This is a genomic window from Pantoea sp. SOD02 (assembly GCF_024707505.1).
GTDB lineage: Bacteria > Pseudomonadota > Gammaproteobacteria > Enterobacterales > Enterobacteriaceae > Pantoea > Pantoea symbiotica.
Genome location: NZ_CP102604.1, coordinates 1,152,809 through 1,171,422, shown reverse-complemented (window position 1 = coordinate 1,171,422; position 18,614 = coordinate 1,152,809). Strand labels below are relative to the sequence as shown.

Sequence of the window (18,614 nt, the reverse complement as noted above, 5' to 3'; positions counted from 1 at the left end):
CATCTCATGCTATTCTCTGTGCCCTTCTTCGCCTGCCCGCCCGGCCAGGTTCGTTTGCATATTCACAGGAGTTGACCGCATGTCATCCAACGCCGCCCCGGCCCGTATCGCCATTGTCATGGGTTCCAAAAGTGACTGGGCTACCATGCAGTTCGCCGAGGAAATTCTTAACAGCCTGGATGTTCCCTTCCACGTTGAAGTGGTCTCAGCTCACCGTACGCCCGACAAACTGTTCAGCTTCGCGGAAACCGCCGCTGAAAACGGTTTTCAGGTGATCATCGCCGGTGCTGGCGGTGCTGCCCATTTGCCGGGCATGCTGGCCGCGAAAACGCTGGTGCCGGTGCTGGGCGTGCCCGTGCAAAGTGCGGCGCTGAGCGGCGTCGATAGCCTGTACTCCATCGTGCAGATGCCGCGCGGCATTCCGGTCGGTACGCTGGCGATTGGTAAAGCCGGTGCCGCTAACGCTGCCCTGCTGGCGGCGCAGATTTTGGCGATCCACGACAGCGCGCTTTCAACGCGCATCGCCAACTGGCGTCAAACGCAGACTGATGAAGTGCTGAACAACCCGGATCCGCGGGAGGACGCATGAAGCCGGTTTGCGTATTAGGAAATGGTCAGTTAGGCCGCATGCTGCGCCAGGCGGGTGAACCGCTGGGCATCGCGGTCTATCCGGTGGGTCTGGATGCGGAGCCTTCTGCGCTGCCGATCGCCCAAAGCGTGATCACCGCCGAGATTGAACGTTGGCCGGAAACCGCGTTAACCCGCGAACTGGCGAGCCATCCGGCATTTGTGAATCGCGATATTTTCCCGCGTCTCGCCGATCGTCTGACGCAAAAACAGCTGCTCGATCAGCTGAACCTCGCCACCGCGCCGTGGCAACTGCTGGCCGCTAAAGCCGAGTGGCCAAACGTGTTCAGCACCTTGGGCGAACTGGCGATTGTTAAGCGTCGTACCGGCGGCTATGACGGCCGCGGTCAGTGGCGTTTGCGCGCCAACGAAACCGATGCGCTGCCGGATGAGTGCTACGGCGAATGCATCGTTGAGCAAGGCATTAATTTCAGCGGCGAAGTGTCGCTGGTCGGCGCGCGTGGACACGATGGCAGCACGGTGTTTTATCCGCTGACGCATAATCTGCATCAGGACGGCATTCTGCGCACCAGCGTGGCGTTCCCACAGGCCGATGCCGCACAGCAACAGCAGGCAGAAGCGATGCTCAGCGCCATCATGCATGAGCTGAAGTATGTTGGCGTGATGGCGATGGAATGTTTCATTACGCCAGAAGGTCTGCTGATCAACGAGTTGGCACCGCGCGTGCACAACAGCGGTCACTGGACGCAGAATGGCGCATCAATTAGCCAGTTCGAGCTGCATCTGCGTGCGGTGTTAGGTCTGGCGCTGCCAAAACCGGTGGTGTTTGCGCCGTCGGTGATGGTGAATCTGATTGGTACCGATGTGAATCTGGCGTGGCTGCAACAGCCGCTGGTGCATCTGCATTGGTACGACAAAGAGGTGCGCGAAGGCCGCAAGGTTGGGCACCTTAATCTGACCGATAGCGATCATGGTCGTCTGACGTCAGCGCTGAATGCGCTGGTGCCGCTGCTGCCGGAAGTGTATGCGAGCGGAATTGCGTGGGCGGTTGAGAAGTTCTGATTAGCCAGGTCGCCATGAATGGCGACCCTACGTAGATTGATGTGATTTTGCCGAACGCGCATTCCTGTGGGGTTTTCGTAGGGTGCGCATTTATGCGCACCTGGTTACGCCACCATCGACAATTTAGGCACTGAAGCTTCTGAACAGCGCCTTCTGTTTTAATAGTCGAATACCCAACCAGGCACCGCACAGCGAGAGCAGCAGCGCGCCGCCGATCGGCAAGGCGAACCACAACGTCCAGTCTGGCTGCCACGGGAAATCGAAGATCTTGCGCTGCAAGCCCCACAGCGCCGCTTCCGCGCCCAGCGCTGCTGCAATCCCCGACACCACGCCAAGCAGCGCAAACTCGCACCATAACGTGCCGCGCAGCAAGCGCTTGCTGGCACCGAGCGTGCGATAGACCACCAACTCCTGCCGACGCTGACGCATGCCAACCTGAATCTGCGCCAGCAGCAACAACACGCCGCACACCGTCACCAGCACCACCATCACTTCCAGCGCCTGACTCACCTGCGTCAGCACCTGACCGATCTGGCGCATCATGCTGCCAATATCCAGCAGGCTCAGCGTCGGGAATGCGCGATTAAGTTGTGCCAGCAACGCCGGATTGCTCTCCATGCGGAAGCTGGTCAGCCAGGTTTGTGGCTGCTGATCGAGTGCGCCCGGCGGGAAGATAAAGAAGAAGTTCGGCCGCAGACTTTCCCAATCCACCTTGCGCAAGCTGGTGATTTTGGCGCTGAACTGCTGGGTGTCCCCGTTGAAGGTTAAGCTATCGCCGAGCTTCACGCCGAGGCGATCCGCTAACTCCACTTCCATCGATACTTCACCGGCCTGCGGCGGCCAGTTACCGGAAATCAGCGGATTGTGATCCGGACGTTCCGCTTGCCACGTTAGATTGAGTTCGCGATTTAGCGCGTTATCCAGCTTAGGATCGGCCTCTTTGCCGTTCAGTTCGGTCAGGCGCGCACGCACAATCGGGTAGAAGGTTTCCGGCTTAAGCTGATGCTCACTCAGGAAGTCGCGCACCTGTGGCACCTGCTCTTTGGTGATGTTCAGCAGGAAATAGTTCGGGCTATCCGGCGGCAGTTGTTGTTGCCAGCGATCCAGCAGATCGCCGCGCATCACCAGCAGCAGCGCCAGCAACATAAATGACAGCGAAAACGCCGCCAGTTGGCTGAGCGTCATTGCCGGTTGACGCAGCAGACGGTTAATCGCCAGCCGCAGCGCCAGATTGCGCACCACCAGCCGACGCAGCAGCAGCAAGGTGCCCCAGCCGAGTAACGCCAGCAGCAACGCCAGCATCACCACGCCCGCCAGCAACGCCCACAACATTTTGCTGCCGCCCATCAGCAACGCCAGCAAGCCAATCACCACCAGCGTCATCGCAGGTAGATAGATGCGCAGCGGCCAGACGTTCGCCACCGCATCCCGGCGCAGCACGCGCAGCGGTTGCGTCGCCATCAGCAAGCGGTACGGACGCAAACCCACCAGCAGCGAAATCACAAACATCGCGCCAATCGCCCACAGCCACGGCCAGAAACTCGCCGCAGGCAGCGCGCCCGGCAGCACCGGTTTCAGCATCAGCAGCAGAATCACTTCAATGCCCTGCCCCAACGCGCTTCCGACAATCGCTGCCAGCAGCAGCACCGCCAGCCACTGACCGATAATCAGCCGCTGCAGCGCTTTACGGGTTGCGCCCAGGGTTTTCAGCACCGCCACCAAATCGTAGCGACTGCGGCAGTAATGACTCATCGCCACCGCTACCGCAGCAATCGCCAGCATCAGCGTCAGCAAGGCCGAGAGCAGTAAAAATTGCTGCGCGCGCTGCATTGAGCGGCCCAGTGCATCTTCCGAGTTATCGACGCTGATCCAGCGCTGATCGGCTTTTAGCTGTGGTTCGATCCAGCAGTCATAGCGCGCCAGCGGTGCCGGTTCGCCGGAGAATTTGTAGCGCCAGCTCAGGCGACTGCCCGGCTGCACCGCACCGGTTTTCTCCACGTCAGCCAGATTCATCAGCAGACGCGGCGCGGTCTGAAACGGATTAAAGCCGCCATCCGGCTCCTGAATCACTTCACCAGCAATGCGCAGCGTGGTGTCGCCGACATCCACACTATCGCCCACTTTCAGATTCAGCAGCGCCAGCAAACGCGGCGCGGCCAACACCGTGCCCGCTTGAGGGCGTAAGCCCGGCGGATTAGTTTGCAGCGTGCCAAACATTGGATAGGCATCATCCACCGCTTTAACGTCCGCCAGCTGCGGCGTCTCTTGTGCGAACGTCATGGTCATAAAGTGCAGTTGGCTGCTAACCGACAGCCCTTCTTCACGCGCTTTATTCAGCCACGCGTCCGGCGCGGGCGAGGTGGTGCGCAGCGTGCGATCCCCCGCCATAAAGTCGCGGCTCTGCTGGCTTAAGCCTTTTTCCATACGATCGCTGATCGATCCCAGCGCTAGCACGCAGGCCACCGCTAAAGTGAGCGCCATCCAGACAATCAGCAGCGAGGGCGAACGCCACTCGCGCCAGAACCAGCGCCAAATCATGACTCCTCCCACAACTTGCCGTCGCGCAGCCGTAGGCGGCGGTCGCAGCGCGCTGCCAGTTGTTCGTCGTGCGTCACCAGAATTAGCGTGGTGGCAAAATCGCGGTTGAGGGAGAACAGCAGATCGGCGATGCGATCGCCGGTTTTGCGATCGAGGTTTCCGGTGGGTTCATCGGCAAACAGCAGGCCGGGACGACCGCTAAAGGCACGCGCCAGCGCCACACGCTGCTGTTCACCGCCAGAGAGTTGGGCTGGCAGATGGTGCAGACGATCTTTCAAGCCCAATAAAGTTAACAACTCCACCGATTGCGAACGACTTTCGCGATCGCTGTCGCCACGCAGCAACGCCGGCAGCTGCACGTTTTCCAGCGCGTTCAGCGTCGGCACCAGCATAAAGGATTGAAACACAAAGCCCACTTCGCGTGCGCGCAGTGCCGCACGCTGCTCTTCGTTCATGCTGTGCAGCGGCTGGCCAAGCAGATGCACTTCGCCGCTGCTACCGTCGTCCAGTCCGGCCAGAATGCCCAGCAGCGTGGATTTGCCAGAGCCGGACTCGCCAATCAGCGCGATGGTCTCAGCTGGTTTGACAACCAGCTCAACTCCGGTAAGGATGGTCAGCTGATGCTCTCCCTGACCGACGGACTTAGTAAGATGATGAACTGCAACAATGTTTTCCGCTGGCATTATCCCTTCCTGTTGTTATTGCTTCTGCTGGTGTCCCGCATCGCCGCCGCCGATACCTTGCTGGTATTGGGCGACAGCCTGAGCGCCGGGTATCGCATGTCGGCCACGGCGGCCTGGCCGAGCCTGCTGAATAAAGAGTGGCAACAGCAGCCCAAAGTGGTTAACGCCAGCATCAGCGGAGATACCGCAGGACAAGGGCTGGCGCGTTTACCGGGCCTATTAAAACAGCATCAACCCCGCTGGGTGTTAATCGAATTGGGCGGTAACGATGGCCTGCGTGGTTTCCCGCCGCAGAATATCGCCGCCGATCTGACCAAAGTGATCGACGAAGTGAAAGCCGCTAAAGCGCAGCCGCTGCTGATGCAGATTCGTCTGCCGGCCAATTATGGACGTCGGTATACGGAGGCGTTTAGCGCGATCTATCCGCGCCTGGCACAGCAGTACGACATTCCTCTGGTGCCCTTCTTTATGGAGCAGGTCTACCTGAAGCCGGGGTGGATGCAGCAGGATGGAATTCACCCCAATCCGGATGCTCAGCCGTTTATCGCCAACCTGATGGCGACCGAACTGGCTCCGTTAGTAAAGCATGATTAATGCAGACGCGTGATTTTTAACGGGTAAAAAAATGCAAAGAACTATTCTTATCACCGGCTGCTCGAGCGGCATTGGTTTGGTCGCCGCAAATGACCTTTTATCGCGCGGCTATCGCGTGCTGGCCGCCTGTCGCCGCGCCGACGATGTGGCACGTATGGAAGCGCTGGGATTTATTGGCGTGCAGTTGGATCTTGATGATGCCGCCAGCGTCGATGCCGCCGCCGACCGCGTGCTGGAACTCACCGATCATCGCCTGCACGCGCTGTTTAACAACGGCGGTTTTGGTCAATATGGGCCGCTCAGCAGCGTTTCGCGTCAGCAGTTAGAGAAGCAATTTTCCACCAACCTGTTTGGCACTCATCAACTGACCATGCGCTTGCTGCCCGCGCTGCAAGCCAGCGGCAACGGACGCATCGTCAATACCAGCTCGGTGCTGGGACTGATCTCCACGCCGGGTCGCGGTGCCTATGCCGCCAGCAAGTGGGCGCTGGAAGCCTGGAGCGATGCGCTGCGTCTCGAAGTGCGCGACTCTGGAGTGCGCGTCAGCCTGATTGAGCCGGGCCCGATTAGCACCCGTTTCACCGATAACGTGCATCAGGGCCAGCAGGATAAACCGGTACGCAATCCGGGCATCGCCGCGCGTTTTACCCTGCCGCCAGAATCGATTCTGCCGAAGCTGCGCCACGCGTTAGAGAGCAAACATCCGCGCCTGCGCTATCCGGTGACGCTGGTCGCCTGGGCGATGAGTCTGCTGAAACGTCTGCTGCCAGGTTGGATACTGGATCGCATTTTGCGCAGCAACTAAGCTGCAACGCAGAATCAAACTTGAACCGGGGCAGCTTGCCCCCATATCCTCAACACACTTTCTGACAAGAGACGTATTCATGTCACACGCTTTGATTATCGACATCAACGAATCCAACCTGCAGCAGACCTTAGAACAGTCGATGCAGCTGCCGGTGCTGTTTTATTTCTGGTCCGAACGCAGCCAGCACTGTCTGGAACTGACGCCGGTGCTGGATCGCCTGGCGCAGGAGTATGCCGGTCAGTTTATTTTGGCGAAGCTGGATTGCGATAAAGAGCAGATGGTGGCATCGCAGTTTGGCCTGCGCTCCATTCCAACCGTTTACCTGTTCCAGAACGGTCAGCCGGTGGATGGCTTCCAGGGACCGCAGCCGGAAGAGGCGATTCGCGCCCTGCTGCAAAAAGTGTTGCCGCGTGAAGAAGAGGTTAAAGCGCAGCAGGCGATGCAATTGATGCACGAAGGTAAACCGCTGGAAGCGCTGCCGCTGCTGAAAGACGCCTGGCAGCTGAGCAATAAAAACAGCGAAATTGGTTTCCTGCTGGCGGAAGTGCTGATCACCCTGAACCGCAGCGACGAAGCCGAAACCGTGCTGGATGCTGTGCCGTTGCAGGATCAGGACACGCACTATCAGAGCCTGGTTTCACAAATCGACCTGTTAAAACAGGCCGCCGATACACCAGAAATTCAGCTGTTGCAGGAGCAGTTAGCCAGCGATCCGACCAATGCCGAGCTGGCTGCTAAACTGTCGTTACAGCTGCATCAGGTTGGCCGCAATGAGGAAGCGCTGGAGTTGTTGTTCAGCTTCCTGAAAAGCGATCTCAGCGTCGGCGACGGCCAGGTGCGTAAAATGTTCCAGGAGATTTTGGCCGCACTCGGCACCGGCGACACCCTCGCCACGCGCTATCGCCGCCAGCTTTACTCGCTGCTGTACTGATCGGTACCGCGCGTTAAACGGGCCGAACGACTCGGCCCGACAATCTGACAGCCAGGAGGTTATATGTTAACGGTAATTCCCGTCATCATTGTGCTCGCACTCGTTACCGTGTGGGCCGGTGTAAAAATTGTTCCACAAGGTTATCAGTGGACGGTAGAGCGCTTTGGCCGTTATACCAAAACGCTGGAGCCTGGCCTCAATCTGCTTGTGCCGTTCATGGATCGTATTGGTCGTAAAATCAATATGATGGAACAGGTGCTCGATATCCCTTCTCAGGAAATCATCTCCAAAGACAACGCCAACGTCACCATTGATGCGGTGTGCTTTATCCAGGTTGTCGATCCGGCGCGCGCCGCCTATGAAGTCAGCAATCTTGAACTCTCGATCCTCAATCTGACCATGACCAATATCCGCACCGTGCTCGGCAGCATGGAATTGGATGAGATGCTGTCGCAGCGCGACAACATCAACACGCGTCTGCTGCATATTGTCGATGAAGCCACCAATCCGTGGGGCGTGAAAATCACCCGTATCGAAATCCGCGATGTGCGCCCGCCGCAGGAATTGATCGCCGCGATGAACGCGCAGATGAAGGCGGAACGTACCAAGCGCGCCGATATCCTTGCCGCCGAAGGGGTACGTCAGGCGGCGATTTTGCGCGCCGAAGGTGACAAGCAATCGCAGATTCTCAAAGCGGAAGGTGAACGCACCTCCGCCTTCCTGCAAGCCGAAGCCCGTGAGCGTCAGGCGGAAGCGGAAGCCACGGCGACGCGCATGGTTTCAGAAGCGATAGCCGCCGGTGATATTCAGGCGGTGAACTACTTCGTGGCGCAGAAATACACCGACGCGCTGCAAAAAATTGGCGAAGCCAACAACAGCAAAGTGGTGATGATGCCGCTGGACGCCAGCAGCCTGCTCGGTTCAATTGCCGGTATCAGTGAGTTGCTGAAGGAGAGCCGGACGGAGCGCCGACCATGATCCTGATGGAGCTGATTGCGCATCCACATTGGTTCTGGCTGACGTTGGGCGGCCTGCTGCTGGCCGCCGAAATGCTCGGCACCAGCGGTTATCTGCTGTGGAGTGGCTTGGCCGCCGTCGCGGTGGCGCTGATCGAATGGTTGTTTCCCATATCATGGACCAGCCAGGGCATTGTGTTTGCGGTGATGACGCTGCTCAGCGCGTTTTTCTGGCATCGCTGGATGCGCTATCGCGAATCGTCGCAGGTTGCCAACACGCTTAACCAGCGCGGCAATCAGTTAATGGGCATGCAGCTGACACTGGATAACGCGCTGAAAAATGGCCTTGGTCACGTGCGTATTGGCGACAGCAGCTGGCGCGTGCAGGCGGATAGCGATCTGCCAGCGGGCACGCCAGTGATTGTCACCGGCGTAGTCGGCATTACGCTGATGATTCAGCCACGCTTTCCATCGGCCTGATGGCAGCAACCGGCAAGATGATTGATGATCGGGCACTCGGCGCTGTCATCGCCGGGACAAGCTTCCGCCAGCTCCAGCAAGCGCGCGCGCATCGCATGTAACTCTTCAATGTGCGCAGCAATCTCGTCGGCTTTCTGCAAGGTGCGCGCTTTAACATCGGCGCTGTGGCGCTCGGGATCGTTGAACAGCGTCACCAGTTCACGGCACTCTTCCAGCGTAAATCCCACCTGACGCGCCTGACGCAGCAGATTCAGCTCATCAATATGGTGCGCCGCGTAATGACGATAGCCATTGTCACTGCGCGACGGCGGCGTCACCACGCCCTTCTCCTCGTAGAAGCGGATCGCTTTGCTGGTGAGTCCGGTTTTTTTTGCCACATCGCTGATGTTCATTTTTCCCCCTTGACCTTCCATTCAGGGGAAGGTTTAGGCTTTAGTTCTAATGCAATTTTTGCATGCAGTCAAAATCATTACCTGAGGAGTTAACCATGTCACATACCCAACTGCTGGCGCTGGACGGCTTGTCCTGCGGCCACTGTGTTAAACGCGTCAAAGAAGCGCTGGAGCAGCGCAGCGATGTTGAACAGGCTGACGTCACGCAGCAAGAAGCGCGCGTCACCGGCGCGGCGAGCGCCAGCGATCTGATCGCGACGGTTGAACAAGCCGGTTATCACGCGGTGCTGAAAGACGGCGCAACCAGCCCAAAGCCTGATCCGTTGACAGCTACAGAGCCGCCGCCGGAGGCGCTGACAACGGAGTCGCAACCGGCACCATCCACTGAAGCGGTGCATCACTTACTGATTGGAGGCATGAGCTGCGCCAGCTGCGTGAGTCGCGTGGAACAGGCGCTGCAAAAGGTGTTGGGCGTCAGCCAGGCACGCGTGAATCTCGGTGAGCGCAGCGCGCTGATCATCGGCGATGCAAGCGCCGAAGCGCTGGTGAGCGCTGTCGATCAGGCCGGTTATTCCGCTGAAGTGATCGATGACGAACAAACCCGGCGCGAACGCCAGCAGGTCAGCGCGCAGCAAGCCATGCGTCGCTTTAGCTGGCAATCGGCGCTGGCATTGCTGCTCGGCGTGCCGATGATGATTTGGGGCATGCTCGGCGACAACATGATGCTGAGCGCAGATAACCAAACACTGTGGCGCACGCTTGGCGTCATCACCTTGCTGGTGATGGTGATTGCTGGTGGGCACTTCTACCGCAGCGCGTGGCGCAGTTTGCGTCACGGTACCGCCACCATGGATACGCTGGTGGCGCTGGGAACCGGCGCGGCGTGGCTCTATTCGATGAGCGTTGCACTATGGCCCGAATTCTTCCCGCATCAGGCGCGTCATCTCTATTTCGAAGCCAGCGTGATGATCGTTGGTCTGATCAATCTCGGCCACGCGCTGGAGCAGCGCGCACGCCAGCGCGCCTCGAAGGCGCTGGAACGATTACTGGATTTAACCCCGGCGCAGGCGCGGGTCATTAGCGATCAAGGTGAAACGCTGCTGCCACTCAGCGAAGTTGAGTCCGGCATGACGCTGAAACTGGTGACCGGCGATCGCGTGCCGGTGGACGGTGACGTCGCCAGCGGCGAAGCCTGGCTGGATGAAGCGATGCTGACCGGTGAAGCGGTGCCGCAGGCCAAACAGCCGGGCGATAAAATTTTTGCCGGTACGCTGGTGCAAGACGGCACGCTGCACTTTGTGGCGCGCGCCACCGGTAGCCACACCCGGCTTGCGCGCATCATCAATCTGGTGCGCCAGGCGCAAAGCAGCAAACCGGATATTGGCCGACTGGCCGATCGCATCTCTGCGGTATTTGTACCGGTGGTGGTGGCGATTGCGCTGCTAAGTGGTTTGATTTGGTATCTGGCGGGTCCGCAGCCGCAGCTGGCTTACACGCTGGTGATTGTGACGACAGTGCTGATCATCGCCTGCCCTTGCGCTTTGGGTTTAGCCACGCCGATGTCGGTGATTGCAGGCGTCGGACGCGCCGCTGAGCTGGGCGTGCTGGTGCGTGACGCCGATGCGCTTCAGCGGGCCAGCGAAGTCGATACCATTGTGTTTGATAAAACCGGCACCCTGACACGCGGCACACCGCAGGTCACTGATGTGGTGCTGTATGGCGACTGGAATCGCGAACAGGTGCTCAGCGCGGCGGCGCAGATGGAGCAAGGCTCCAGCCATCCGCTGGCTAAAGCCATTCTCGATGCTGCGCCAGCGGTGAACGCCGAAGCGGTTAAGCAATTTCGTACAATACGCGGCAAAGGTATCAGCGCTACAGTGGCCGACAGAACGCTGCTGCTGGGAAATCAGGCGCTGCTGGATGAGCAGCAGATTGATTATCGCGCCGCGCAGGCCGACATCGAACGCTTCGCCGAGCAAGGCGCAACGCCGGTGCTGCTGGCCGATAATCAGCAGCTACTGGGATTGATCGCGCTGCGTGACAGCTTGCGTCCCGAGAGCAAAGCGGCGCTGCAGCGTCTGCATCAGCAAGGTTATCGCCTGATTATGCTGACCGGCGATCACCAGAAAACCGCGCAGGCGATTGCCGCCGAAGCCGGTATTGATGAAGTGATTGCCGGCGTGTTGCCGGATGGCAAAGCGCAGGCGATTACGCAGCTTCAGCAGCAAGGCCGCAAAGTGGTGATGGTCGGCGACGGCATCAATGATGCGCCCGCGCTGGCGCAAGCCGATGTCGGCATTGCCATGGGCGGCGGCAGCGATGTGGCAGTAGAAACCGCCGCCATGACGTTGATGCGAAACGATCTGCACTGCGTCGCCGATGCGCTGTCGATCTCCAGCGCCACGCTGCGCAATATGCGGCAAAACCTGTTGGGTGCCTTTATTTACAACAGCCTGGGAATTCCAATTGCGGCGGGCGTGCTCTATCCATTTACCGGCGTGCTGCTGAGCCCGATTGTCGCGGGCGCGGCGATGGCGCTGTCATCAATTACCGTGGTGAGCAACGCCAACCGTTTGTTGCGCTTTAAGCCCGCGCAACGGCAATAGCCATTACAGCCCTGTTTTTCATCGGATGAAATCGCTAGCATGGTTTTTTGCCTTAAAAAGGACAGGGAATGAGACACGGTCTGTGGCACAGCATCCAACAACGGATCGCGACCCTTTTCCCGGCCAGCTACAGCTGGCCGGCGATGGATATTCAGCTGGGCGATCGTCGTTTGCATCTGGCGGGCAGTATTCACATGGGCACGCGCGATATGCAGCCGCTGCCTGCCGGGCTGTTGCGCCAGCTGCATAAAGCCGATGCGCTGATCGTCGAAGCCGATATCACTCAAGGCGGATCGCCGTTCAGCAATGATGATGAACATCCGCCGCTGGCCATGCGGCTCGACGACGAGGTGCTACAGCGTCTGCAGGCCTTATGCGATGAACTTTCGCTGTCATTGAGCCTGTTCGATACGCTGCCGTTCTGGCAGATCGCGCTGATGTTGCAGGCGCAACAGGCGCAGCGGCTGGGATTGCGTCCGCAGTTTGGTATCGATTATCAGCTGTTGCAGGCGGCCAAAGCGGCCAACAAACGCATTATCGAGCTGGAAGGTCCGGAAACGCAGATCGCCCTGCTCAAATCGCTGCCGCAGGATGGTTTGCCGCTGTTACTGGATACGCTGGAGCATTGGCACACCAACGCGCGCCTGCTGCAAACCATGATCAGCTGGTGGCTGGATGCGCCGCCGACGCAGCAACCCGTGGCGTTGCCCACCACTTTTAGCAGTGAATTGAACGACACACTGATGCGCAACCGAAATCAGCACTGGCGCGAGTTGCTGCTGGCGTTACCGAAAGGTCGTTATGTGGTGGCGGTGGGCGCGTTACATCTGTATGGCGATGATAATCTGCCGGATTTGCTGAAGGGTTAACGTATTGGTCGCCATAAATGGCGCCCCTACAAAAACACACCAAACATCCGTAGGGTCGCCATTAATGGCGACCTACATTCCAGATGTGCTCAAAATACAAAAAAAGAAGGCCAATAATGATATTGGCCCGTCAAAGAGGAATTTGTTTATGATTTTGGTTATCACCAACAATCTCTTGCTGGCGCGGGCCAATTCTCGCGCAAAGTTCAGAATTTCGCCACTGTTTTTCCATCAAAACTGAAATAAGAATTTTCCTAACAAGGACCGATCATGACGCCTGCGGTAAAACTTCTGGAAAAACAAAAAGTCACCTTTACCCTGCATCCGTACGACCACGATAGCCATGAAACCAATTTTGGTGATGAAGCGGTGCGTAAGCTGAATCTGGATGCGCGTCAGGTGTTCAAAACCTTGCTGGTGTCGCTCAACGGCGATGCTAAAGCGCTGGCGGTTGCGGTGACGCCAGTCTCAACTCAGTTGGATCTAAAAAAGGTCGCCAAAGCGCTGGGCGCGAAGAAAGCGGATATGGCCGATCCGCAGCTGGCACAGCGCGTAACCGGTTATCTGGTGGGCGGCATCAGCCCGTTAGGACAGAAAAAACGTCTGCCAACGGTGATCGATCAGCAAGCGGCGGAGTTTGCCACCATCTTTATCTCCGGCGGCAAACGCGGCTTGGATCTGGAGTTGGCGGCACAAGATTTGTCTCGCCTGCTGGACGCGCCGCTGGCCGACATCGCGCGGCGCGATTAATCGGGCTGCTGGGCGCAGAGTTGATCGATCATCCAGCGCCCGGCCGGTCCCGGCGGATTACGTCGTGACCACACCACATCAACCGCAATATGCTGCGGCCAGCCCGGCACCGGCAACTCCTTCAACACCTGATGCCCAAACTGCTCCACCAGCCAGCGCGGCAATATACTCCAGCCAAAACCCTGCTCTGCCATCTCCAACAGCAACAAATAAGATGGCGCCGACCACACGCGTCCGGCGGGCAAAGGGTCGCGATTTTGCACCCAGGTATTGAGCCGCAGCTGACGTAATTGGCTTAGCTGCTCGTCACTCACCTGCTCCAGCTGCGATAAAACATGATCCTGATGCAGATAGATCGCCATCTGCGCGCCAACCTGTAAACGCGCCATCGCCAAATCGGTCGGCAGCTTCGGCTGCGCCCGCACCACGCCAAGATGCACGCGTCCAGCCTGTAACAGATCGAGTACATCTTCATCCTCGGCGATCATGCATTCGAAGGCGATCTCGGGATAAAGCTCAGCAAAACGGGTGAGCAAAGTGACGTGATGATCGGCTTGCCAAAAGTCGGAAATTGCCAGACTCAGACGCGGCTCGACGCCATCGGTAAGGCATTCTGCCAGTTCGTCCAGTCGCTGACTGGCGGCCAGAATTTGCTGAACCTGCGCAAAGGCGCGCTGACCATATTCGGTTAATACCGGATTACGTCCGCTGCGATCAAACAGCGTGAAACCGAGATCATCTTCCAGATTCGCGATCGCGTTACTGATGGTGGACTGGCTTTTAGCCAACGCGCGCGCCGCCGCCGAAAAGGAGCCGCTGGCCACGGTTTGTACAAACGCTTCAAGGGATTCCGGGGAATACTTCATGGTGAACCATCGCTTTTATCGATAGGTGATCATTTTATCTTAGCATCACACAGTGCGAAAATGCGGGTTATCACTAATAAGGAGGTTTATATGCGTACCCGTTCGCTGAAAGAACGTTTTTGTCATGCCGCAGGCTTTGAAGGGTTGGCACTTATCACTGTTGCGCCGCTGGCTGCCTGGATCATGGAGAAACCGCTGTTTCAGATGGGCGCGCTGGCGATTATGCTGTCGACCGTCGCCATGCTGTGGAACATGATCTATAACAGCGGTTTTGATCGTATCTGGCCGCCGCAGGTCAAACGCGGATTTGGTTTGCGCGCGATGCATGCGCTGGGTTTTGAAGGCGGGTTTATCCTGATTGGCTTGCCGATTGCCGCCTGGATGCTGAATATTTCACTGCTGGAAGCCTTTGTGCTGGAAGTGGCGTTCTTCCTGTTCTTCCTGCCCTACACCATGGTTTACAACTGGATGTGGGATAAGTTGCGCCACCGTTGGGTGACGCAGAAATCCTGTCAGGCTTGAGGTGCTCATTTCGAAAGAGGTCGCCATGAATGGCGACCCTACGTGTGCAGAGTTCAATGTTGCTGTGCGGCGCGCGGCCAGATCCACGCCAGAATCATCTGCGGATAGCTTGGCTTGCGCTGCTTCTCCTGCGCTTTGTTGCGCTCTTCAATTTGCGCTGCAGTCAGATGCACAATCCCGCTCGGTTGATAATCACTCACTTTTAAAGGCGAATGCTGGCTGACGTAGTCACGCAGCACATCCGCATCGCGCTGCCCGCTGTTGCTGAAACCGGCATGAGTTTCAATATTCGGATAGCCGTCGCCGCCGCTGGCGTTAAAGCTGTTGGTCGCCATGCGGTAGGTTTTATCCTTTTGCAGCGGTTCGCCGTTAATCTTCACGTCGCTGACGCCTTTGCCATCCGCCACCAGGCTGATGTTGCTGAACTGCGCGAAGCCGCCGGAATCCACTTTGATGTTGGCCACAGTTGCCAGATAACTCAGCAGTTCATTGCCGCTCAGCGTAACTGAGACCACCTGATTGCCGAACGGCTGCACCTGCAGCAAATCGCGCCAGCTGAGATTGCCCTGGGCCAGCGAAGTACGAATGCCGCCGCCGCTCATTACCGCAAAGTCCGCTTTGGTTGCCGCCATTTGCGCGCGCAAAATCAGCTGCCCAAGATTGGTCTGCTCGAAGCGTACTTTGTCGCGCTCGCCGACAAACACGCCGTCGCTGCTGCCGACTTTGACATCCAGCTTCTTGCCGGCACGCAGTTGGAAAGGCGTTAACAGCTTCATCATCGCGCTGTTCGGGGGGATCTGTTCCTGCCAGGTGAGCCAGGATTCGCTGCCATCAAGATTCTTCACTTTGTGCTTGAGGTTAACCGGGATCAGCTGGTAATTCTCCAGCGTCAGCTCGCCATTGCGGAAGGTGAAGTCGCCGCGTCCAACAAATTTGCCCCACTCTTTCGCCTGCATGATCCACACGCCGTTTTGACGATCCGGCTGGCAAGGCTGGCCCGGCTGATAATCTTTTAAGCTGACGTTCTCTTTCTCCATGCATACCGCATCCTGCGAATGGCCACCAATGATCACGTTGATGGTGCCCGGCGGCAGGCTGCGCGCCAGCTCCACGTCACCCGGCGCATTGCTGCCGTGCTGGCCGTCGTCGTAATGGCCCATGTGCGTCAGCGCGATGATTACGTCAGGCTTTTCGCTGGCGCGTAATTCCGCCACCGCTTTTTCGGTCTCTTTCACCGGATCGCGAATATCTATCGTCGCAATATTTTCTGGATTGGCGATACGCAGCGTGTCGGTGGTGGTCAGGCCGATCACCGCAATCTTCAGCCCCATGCGGTTAAAGGTCGCCCACGGCTTGAATAAGCGTGTGTCGGTGCCTTTTTGATAGATGTTGGCCGAAAGGAAAGGAAACTTGGCCCACTTCTGCTGCTTTTGCAGCACGCTAAGCGGTTTATCGAATTCGTGATTACCCAACGCCATGGCGTCATAGCCCACCAAGTTCATGCCGCGAATGTCGGGTTCAGCATCCAGCATGTCTGACTCGGGCACGCCGGTGTTCACATCGCCCGCCGACAGGATCAGCGCTCCGCCACCTTTGGCCTGCACATCATAGCGCTGTTGATCCATCAGCGTTTTCTGCGCAGCGAGGCCATATTCGCCCTGCGCGTTGGTCCAGTAGCGACCGTGATGATCGTTGGTGTGCAGAATACTAAAACGATAACTGCGATCCGTTTGCCACGCCTGCGCCAGCATCGGCAGCAGTAACACTGTCAGCGCCAGCCAGCGCCCCTTTCGCGGTGATAAAAACAAAGCCGATCTCCTTATTCTGCGTTTTTCCACTGAGCGGTGGACTTAATGTGCGTTATCGCCCTTCTGTTTCGCACAGATGGCAGGCTAACTCAAGATGAAACTGGCAAAGCATCAATCAAACAAGCTGCAAAACCGCCTGGCGCTTCATTGGATAACCCAATTCTACGCCTGGCGGCGACTTTATCGACTTAGGACCGCTTTAACCGCAACAACACCTGCTGCGAAGCCAGTTTCCCGTCGCAACTATTTTTCCGCGCCACCCTTCATTCTGCGTATTTCCAGCCGATATAGTGAGATAACTGACGAAAATGGAGCTTCAGCTGCGTTTTAGTCTCATTTTTTCAATTTAGTGCGTTTTTACCGCTCAAATGTTTAAACGCGGTCAGTGATTGTGCATTACACTAGGTTGTTACAAGCGGATACATTTGCACACAAGGAGACAGGCATGCATCACACCACACCGTTGATCACTACCATTGTCGGGGGGCTGGTCCTCGCATTTCTCCTTGGTATGCTGGCAAACCGCCTGCGCATCTCACCGCTCGTCGGTTACCTATTAGCTGGCGTATTGGCCGGCCCTTTCACGCCAGGCTTTGTTGCGGATACCAATCTTGCTCCAGAACTGGCTGAACTCGGCGTAATTCTGCTGATGTTCGGCGTCGGTTTGCATTTCTCGCTGAAGGATTTGATGTCGGTAAAGTCTATCGCCATTCCCGGCGCCATCGCGCAAATCGCCGTGGCAACGCTGCTGGGAATGGGGCTTTCCTGGACAATGGGCTGGTCGTGGATGACCGGTCTGGTATTTGGTCTGTGTCTTTCCACTGCCAGTACCGTGGTGCTGCTGCGCGCGCTGGAAGAGCGTCAGCTGATTGATAGCCAGCGCGGGCAAATCGCCATTGGCTGGTTGATCGTGGAAGATTTGGTGATGGTGCTGACGCTGGTGCTGCTGCCAGCGATTGCGGGCATGCTGGAACAAGGCAACGCTAGCCCAACGCTGCTGTTGTGGGATCTGCTGCTGACCATCGGTAAAGTCGTCGCCTTTATGGTGCTGATGATGGTGGTAGGCCGTCGCGTGGTGCCGTGGATTCTGGCAAAAAGCGCCGCGACCGGTTCGCGTGAGCTGTTTACCCTTGCCGTGTTAGCGCTGGCGCTCGGTATTGCCTTTGGCGCCGTTGAATTCTTTGATGTCTCCTTCGCCCTCGGCGCTTTCTTTGCCGGCATGGTGCTGAACGAATCTGAACTCAGCCACCGCGCGGCGCATGATACCTTGCCGCTGCGCGATGCGTTTGCGGTACTGTTCTTTGTATCCGTCGGCATGCTGTTTGACCCAATGATCCTGATCGAACAGCCGCTGGCTGTATTGGGCGCGCTGGCGATTATCGTACTGGGTAAATCCATTGCCGCCTGGCTGCTGGTGACGCTGCTTGGCCATTCTCGTCGTACCGCGATGACCATTTCGGTGAGCCTGGCGCAGATTGGTGAATTCGCCTTTATTCTGGCCGGTCTCGGCATCTCGCTCGGCATGCTGAGCGAGGAAGGACGCAATCTGGTGCTGGCGGCGGCGATTCTTTCCATCATGCTTAACCCGATTCTGTTTAGCGTGCTGGAACGTTACCTCGACAAAACCGAAACCATCGAAGAGCAGACGCTGGAAGAAGCGATCGAAGAAGAGAAGCAGATTCCGGTGGATATCTGCAATCACGCGGTGCTGGTTGGTTATGGCCGCGTCGGCAGCCTGCTGGGGCAAAAACTGTTGGAAGCGGATGTACCGCTGGTGGTGGTTGAGAACTCCCGTCCGCGCGTTGAAGCGCTGCGCGAGCAAGGGATCAAAGCGGTGCTGGGCAATGCGGCGCGCGTCGATACCATGGATCTCGCCCGCCTCGACTGCGCCCGCTGGCTGCTGCTAACCATTCCAAATGGCTACGAAGCCGGTGAAGTGGTGACGGCGGCGCGCGAGAAGCGTCCGGATATAGAGATTATTGCGCGTGCGCATTATGACGATGAAGTGACCTACATTATGGAGCGCGGTGCTAATCGCGTGGTAATGGGCGAACGTGAGATCGCCAACAGCATGTTGCATGTGCTGGAAGAAGAGATTGCGCAGAACCCGATTGTGCGTGAGTGCCCGATTTAAGTGAGTGCGGTCATTGGGAAGGTCGCC

The 18,614-nt window shown here is 57.8% G+C and carries 18 protein-coding genes; 13 read left to right on the top strand and 5 right to left on the bottom strand.

Features of this window, described 5'->3' with window-relative positions; genetic code table 11:
* Positions 1-79: 79 nt before the first annotated feature.
* Both purE and purK read left to right on the top strand, forming a co-directional pair.
* Positions 80-589: a 5-(carboxyamino)imidazole ribonucleotide mutase gene (gene purE / locus NR302_RS05355; RefSeq protein ID WP_222181577.1), complete on the top strand. Its 510-nt coding sequence runs from the start codon at positions 80-82 to the stop codon at positions 587-589.
* Complete coding sequence (gene purK, locus NR302_RS05350; RefSeq protein WP_258144727.1) at positions 586-1,650, top strand: 5-(carboxyamino)imidazole ribonucleotide synthase; 1,065 nt, start codon at positions 586-588, stop codon at positions 1,648-1,650. The genes purE and purK overlap by 4 nt, the downstream gene beginning before the upstream one ends.
* Positions 1,651-1,773: 123 nt before the next feature.
* Here the strand turns inward: purK and ybbP are convergent, their stop codons facing one another.
* Together ybbP and ybbA are read right to left on the bottom strand one after the other, a co-directional pair.
* Complete coding sequence (ybbP, locus tag NR302_RS05345; protein ID WP_258144726.1) at positions 1,774-4,188, bottom strand: putative ABC transporter permease subunit YbbP; 2,415 nt, start codon at positions 4,186-4,188, stop codon at positions 1,774-1,776.
* Entirely contained in the window at positions 4,185-4,871 is a 687-nt protein-coding gene (ybbA, locus tag NR302_RS05340; RefSeq protein WP_154191801.1) for a putative ABC transporter ATP-binding protein YbbA, read from the bottom strand. Before ybbA ends, ybbP begins: the two co-directional genes overlap by 4 nt.
* Between ybbA and tesA the strand changes: the two genes are divergently transcribed.
* From tesA to NR302_RS05315, 5 genes are all read left to right on the top strand, one after another.
* Positions 4,839-5,465, top strand: a complete 627-nt coding sequence (gene tesA, locus NR302_RS05335; RefSeq protein ID WP_258144725.1) for a multifunctional acyl-CoA thioesterase I/protease I/lysophospholipase L1 — start codon at positions 4,839-4,841, stop codon at positions 5,463-5,465. The two genes, ybbA and tesA, sit on opposite strands and share 33 nt — an antisense overlap.
* A 31-nt stretch (positions 5,466-5,496) precedes the next feature.
* Positions 5,497-6,270, top strand: coding sequence for an SDR family oxidoreductase (locus NR302_RS05330; protein WP_258144724.1), 774 nt, complete (start codon positions 5,497-5,499; stop codon positions 6,268-6,270).
* Between the two features lie 79 nt (positions 6,271-6,349).
* On the top strand, positions 6,350-7,204 hold the full coding sequence (locus tag NR302_RS05325) for a co-chaperone YbbN (protein ID WP_258144723.1): 855 nt from the start codon (positions 6,350-6,352) through the stop codon (positions 7,202-7,204).
* Positions 7,205-7,267: 63 nt separating this feature from the next.
* Positions 7,268-8,182 carry an SPFH domain-containing protein gene (locus NR302_RS05320; RefSeq protein ID WP_008103839.1) on the top strand — a complete coding sequence of 305 codons (915 nt, stop codon included), beginning with the start codon at positions 7,268-7,270 and terminating at the stop codon, positions 8,180-8,182.
* A complete protein-coding gene (locus NR302_RS05315; protein WP_008103840.1) occupies positions 8,179-8,640 on the top strand; it encodes an NfeD family protein in 462 nt (153 codons plus the stop codon). Before NR302_RS05320 ends, NR302_RS05315 begins: the two co-directional genes overlap by 4 nt.
* Here the strand turns inward: NR302_RS05315 and cueR are convergent.
* The gene (cueR, locus tag NR302_RS05310; protein ID WP_258144722.1) at positions 8,616-9,032 is read right to left on the bottom strand and encodes a Cu(I)-responsive transcriptional regulator; all 417 of its coding nucleotides are present in this window, start codon (positions 9,030-9,032) and stop codon (positions 8,616-8,618) included. The two genes, NR302_RS05315 and cueR, sit on opposite strands and share 25 nt — an antisense overlap.
* A gap of 95 nt (positions 9,033-9,127) precedes the next feature.
* Here cueR and copA point away from each other — a divergent pair, with 95 nt between their 5' ends.
* From copA to ybaK, 4 genes are all read left to right on the top strand, one after another.
* Positions 9,128-11,638 carry a copper-exporting P-type ATPase CopA gene (copA, locus tag NR302_RS05305; protein ID WP_258144721.1) on the top strand — a complete coding sequence of 837 codons (2,511 nt, stop codon included), beginning with the start codon at positions 9,128-9,130 and terminating at the stop codon, positions 11,636-11,638.
* A 68-nt stretch (positions 11,639-11,706) separates the two neighbouring features.
* Entirely contained in the window at positions 11,707-12,507 is an 801-nt protein-coding gene (locus tag NR302_RS05300; RefSeq protein ID WP_008103846.1) for a TraB/GumN family protein, read from the top strand.
* 64 nt (positions 12,508-12,571) lie between these two features.
* Positions 12,572-12,748: a hypothetical protein gene (locus NR302_RS05295; RefSeq protein WP_258144720.1), complete on the top strand. Its 177-nt coding sequence runs from the start codon at positions 12,572-12,574 to the stop codon at positions 12,746-12,748.
* A 29-nt stretch (positions 12,749-12,777) separates the two neighbouring features.
* Positions 12,778-13,257 carry a Cys-tRNA(Pro)/Cys-tRNA(Cys) deacylase YbaK gene (ybaK, locus tag NR302_RS05290; RefSeq protein ID WP_008103849.1) on the top strand — a complete coding sequence of 160 codons (480 nt, stop codon included), beginning with the start codon at positions 12,778-12,780 and terminating at the stop codon, positions 13,255-13,257.
* Here ybaK and NR302_RS05285 read toward each other — a convergent pair.
* Complete coding sequence (locus tag NR302_RS05285; protein ID WP_008103852.1) at positions 13,254-14,123, bottom strand: LysR family transcriptional regulator; 870 nt, start codon at positions 14,121-14,123, stop codon at positions 13,254-13,256. The genes ybaK and NR302_RS05285 overlap by 4 nt on opposite strands.
* A 90-nt stretch (positions 14,124-14,213) precedes the next feature.
* Here NR302_RS05285 and NR302_RS05280 point away from each other — a divergent pair, with 90 nt between their 5' ends.
* The gene (locus tag NR302_RS05280; RefSeq protein WP_008103853.1) at positions 14,214-14,645 is read left to right on the top strand and encodes a multidrug/biocide efflux PACE transporter; all 432 of its coding nucleotides are present in this window, start codon (positions 14,214-14,216) and stop codon (positions 14,643-14,645) included.
* A gap of 53 nt (positions 14,646-14,698) precedes the next feature.
* On the opposite strand, the gene ushA is transcribed toward NR302_RS05280, so the two are convergent.
* Positions 14,699-16,453, bottom strand: coding sequence for a bifunctional UDP-sugar hydrolase/5'-nucleotidase UshA (gene ushA, locus NR302_RS05275; protein WP_308713782.1), 1,755 nt, complete (start codon positions 16,451-16,453; stop codon positions 14,699-14,701).
* Between the two features lie 445 nt (positions 16,454-16,898).
* Here ushA and ybaL point away from each other — a divergent pair, with 445 nt between their 5' ends.
* On the top strand, positions 16,899-18,587 hold the full coding sequence (gene ybaL, locus NR302_RS05270; RefSeq protein WP_154191792.1) for a YbaL family putative K(+) efflux transporter: 1,689 nt from the start codon (positions 16,899-16,901) through the stop codon (positions 18,585-18,587).
* The last annotated feature ends 27 nt before the right edge of the window (positions 18,588-18,614 follow it).

Excerpts from the sequence above, each read along its gene's own strand:
- NR302_RS05285 (WP_008103852.1), bottom strand. The coding sequence starts at position 14,123 with ATGAAGTATTCCCCGGAATCCCTTGAAGCGTTTGTACAAACCGTGGCC.
- NR302_RS05300 (WP_008103846.1), top strand. The coding sequence starts at position 11,707 with ATGAGACACGGTCTGTGGCACAGCATCCAACAACGGATCGCGACCCTT.
- cueR (WP_258144722.1), bottom strand. The coding sequence starts at position 9,032 with ATGAACATCAGCGATGTGGCAAAAAAAACCGGACTCACCAGCAAAGCG.
- NR302_RS05320 (WP_008103839.1), top strand. The coding sequence starts at position 7,268 with ATGTTAACGGTAATTCCCGTCATCATTGTGCTCGCACTCGTTACCGTG.
- ybaL (WP_154191792.1), top strand. The coding sequence starts at position 16,899 with ATGCATCACACCACACCGTTGATCACTACCATTGTCGGGGGGCTGGTC.
- NR302_RS05330 (WP_258144724.1), top strand. The coding sequence starts at position 5,497 with ATGCAAAGAACTATTCTTATCACCGGCTGCTCGAGCGGCATTGGTTTG.
- copA (WP_258144721.1), top strand. The coding sequence starts at position 9,128 with ATGTCACATACCCAACTGCTGGCGCTGGACGGCTTGTCCTGCGGCCAC.
- tesA (WP_258144725.1), top strand. The coding sequence starts at position 4,839 with ATGATGAACTGCAACAATGTTTTCCGCTGGCATTATCCCTTCCTGTTG.
- NR302_RS05295 (WP_258144720.1), top strand. The coding sequence starts at position 12,572 with ATGGCGACCTACATTCCAGATGTGCTCAAAATACAAAAAAAGAAGGCC.
- purK (WP_258144727.1), top strand. The coding sequence starts at position 586 with ATGAAGCCGGTTTGCGTATTAGGAAATGGTCAGTTAGGCCGCATGCTG.
- purE (WP_222181577.1), top strand. The coding sequence starts at position 80 with ATGTCATCCAACGCCGCCCCGGCCCGTATCGCCATTGTCATGGGTTCC.
- NR302_RS05325 (WP_258144723.1), top strand. The coding sequence starts at position 6,350 with ATGTCACACGCTTTGATTATCGACATCAACGAATCCAACCTGCAGCAG.
- NR302_RS05315 (WP_008103840.1), top strand. The coding sequence starts at position 8,179 with ATGATCCTGATGGAGCTGATTGCGCATCCACATTGGTTCTGGCTGACG.
- ybbA (WP_154191801.1), bottom strand. The coding sequence starts at position 4,871 with ATGCCAGCGGAAAACATTGTTGCAGTTCATCATCTTACTAAGTCCGTC.
- ybaK (WP_008103849.1), top strand. The coding sequence starts at position 12,778 with ATGACGCCTGCGGTAAAACTTCTGGAAAAACAAAAAGTCACCTTTACC.
- ybbP (WP_258144726.1), bottom strand. The coding sequence starts at position 4,188 with ATGATTTGGCGCTGGTTCTGGCGCGAGTGGCGTTCGCCCTCGCTGCTG.
- NR302_RS05280 (WP_008103853.1), top strand. The coding sequence starts at position 14,214 with ATGCGTACCCGTTCGCTGAAAGAACGTTTTTGTCATGCCGCAGGCTTT.